Origin of the sequence: Pelagicoccus sp. SDUM812003 (assembly GCF_031127815.1) — a bacterium.
Lineage (GTDB): Bacteria > Verrucomicrobiota > Verrucomicrobiia > Opitutales > Opitutaceae > Pelagicoccus.
Map to the genome: position 1 here is coordinate 1 of NZ_JARXHY010000047.1, position 2,310 is coordinate 2,310.

Annotated in this window: 3 protein-coding genes; all 3 read right to left on the reverse strand. The window is 44.9% G+C overall.

Features of this window, described 5'->3' with window-relative positions; genetic code table 11:
• Positions 1-96: 96 nt before the first annotated feature.
• Positions 97-639 carry a hypothetical protein gene (locus QEH54_RS22640; protein ID WP_309021008.1) on the reverse strand — a complete coding sequence of 181 codons (543 nt, stop codon included), beginning with the start codon at positions 637-639 and terminating at the stop codon, positions 97-99.
• An 821-nt stretch (positions 640-1,460) separates the two neighbouring features.
• On the reverse strand, positions 1,461-1,832 hold the full coding sequence (locus QEH54_RS22645; protein WP_309021009.1) for a hypothetical protein: 372 nt from the start codon (positions 1,830-1,832) through the stop codon (positions 1,461-1,463).
• Positions 1,833-2,018: 186 nt separating this feature from the next.
• The coding region (locus QEH54_RS22650; RefSeq protein ID WP_309021010.1) for a hypothetical protein at positions 2,019-2,310 on the reverse strand (292 nt) is incomplete at its 5' end.

Here is a 2,310-nt window from a genome sequence, read left to right on the forward strand (position 1 = left end):
GTGTGAGTTGTAGTAGCTGTATTCATAAAGGCACTATATTGACGGGTCGCCTCATGGCGACTCGTCTCTGTGCCTTCTCATTCCTACTGGTTAGGCTTATATTTTTACCTCGATTATCGATAGCAGATTGTTCCTGGTTCGTTGCCACCATGTCTCATTGTCGATATCTATCAAATCTAGAGCGTTCAACAAAACTGGAATGGCTTCTTTCTTGTTTCCAATCTTAAGCAAACACTCTCCTCTCATGGCGATCGCAATGTTTCTCTTTGATTTGTACTCGTTAGCCATAGTCTCTAGTGGAATCAACGGCTGGATCTTTTTATAGGGATAGTCTTTACGGTCGTCGTAGCTGGCTCCGTAGTATGGGTCTAGAGTAGCCGCCAACATGTTAGCCAACCAGTTTGCCTTCTTTGAGTATTCTTCTAGTACTGGAATGGCATCTTCGTATTTCTCTTCGTTGAACAGTGAACGTGCTCTTATTTCTAACTCGTCAACAGCGGCTTTCGTGATGACTCCGAGTTCTTCAATTTTCGAGGAAGATGCACTTAAGTCGAAAGGGTCTTTTGCTTCTTTATCCTGGGAGAAGCAAAGAGTACCGATTGAAGCGAGGAACGTGAGGAGGATGAGGTTCTTTTTCATAAATTTTCTGCCTAACGTGAAGGCCATACGCGCAGGTCATCGCGGAGCGATGGCCGGAGTTGTATGGGCCGCCTGGTTGTGTATTAGTTCTTTAAGCACAATTCTAGACGTTTTGTGGTTCTTGATGAGGAAAACGCGGATGTGAGAAGTCTCTCTTTCGATTCAACTGATTCAAAGATGGTCACGTCCATGAAAGTGTAAGCCGATGAAGATAGCGCGATGTACGCTCTGCGTGCTGTACCTCTACGTTTCGCATACTGAATAGCGGATTTAGGGAAGATTGACCCGAAATTGGTGTAAACCGTCGGATCGCACGTTTGAGAGAAGAAAGAATCCCAATCGATCGACTCTATTCTGCACTCGAGAAGATATGGGCAGGGAGATTCTGGGGAATCGGAGTCAAGCAGGAGAGCAGGTTCGTCCAGAAAAGAGGACCATCTCCACTGAGTAACAAGCTGGCCTCCTTTCGAAACGATCCATTCTTTTTCTTTTAGTTCTTCAATCGTCTGCGAATCTTGGGGATAAAAGATGAGTCGCTCGATTCCAGGTATCAGGAGATCTACACATTCTTGTACCTGTCTTTCTTTCTCTTCTGCTGACCGTTCGAGAGTTTGTATTGGGGAGGTTGAGACAGACAGGTGAAAGTGCTGACGATACTTCCTCGTAACCTCGCTTTCCCAAAGGGAGAAGTCGCTCGAAGCTAGGACAGTGAAGATTTCGTTCTTATTGCTCATTCGTTTCTACACAACGTCGAGTGCATACGCGGAGGTCATCGCGGAGCGATGGCCGGAGTTGTATGGCACGACTGGTTCGACTTCATTTTATTTGAATTTTGAGACGATCAGATCTCCGGTTTCAGGATCACAGTATTCGTCTTTCCAATAGTGTGGATCGTTGAGTCTGCGAAACTCGACTGATTTAGTTCTATGGTCTTTTAGGAATCCATTTCTCAACCAAATCGTGACTCCTTTTGAAGGCCATCCCTCGCTCGTTTCACTGAGTCTATTTCCTCTAATTATTTCTTTCTTAAATATCTCTCGGATCGGTTCCGACGCCTTCGAAATTCTGTCTAAATCAGTTTTGTTGGGGTAGGTTCCTGGTGTGAGATTGTAGCTTACCTGAGCTTCTGCGTCATTTATTCTTCTTCCGTTTCTTTCCTCTTCAACCAGCTCGATGAAGCCTCCGCATCCCATGCACTGGAATAATTCGGAGTGTCTCGAATTACTTATGCCATAGGAAATGAAATTTGAGGTTGGAGCTGGGAATTTGCTGCAAGCAGGGCACATAATTATTTGTCGAACGTGAAAGCCATACGCGGAGGTCAGCGCGGAGCGCTGGCTGGAGTTGTATGGGCTGACTGGTTGGCACAACCTTTTTTCTTAGAAGCCATTTTCATCAATCTTTTTGATTAATCGCTCCTGTTCTTCAAATTCTTCCTTCGTGAGGTATTTAATTCTGCATTCTTCGATCAGTTTAGGATCGTGGAAAATCTCATCGAACCGACGTATCCACTTTTCTAATTCTTTGTTCTTTATTTCCCAACCTTTTGAATCGAAAGAGCCGAACTCAAGGTACCTTCGTGCAATGCACTCTTCTGGTGACATCGAGCGCCAATCAAAGGTCTTCTCGAGGAAGTAGTTTGGATCGAACAGTTTTTCGTCAAAGTCAGTC

What these genes read in the sequence shown, in the direction of transcription:
- QEH54_RS22640 (WP_309021008.1), bottom strand. Translation starts at nt 639, where the DNA reads ATGAAAAAGAACCTCATCCTCCTCACGTTCCTCGCTTCAATCGGTACT.
- QEH54_RS22645 (WP_309021009.1), bottom strand. Translation starts at nt 1,832, where the DNA reads ATGGGATGCGGAGGCTTCATCGAGCTGGTTGAAGAGGAAAGAAACGGA.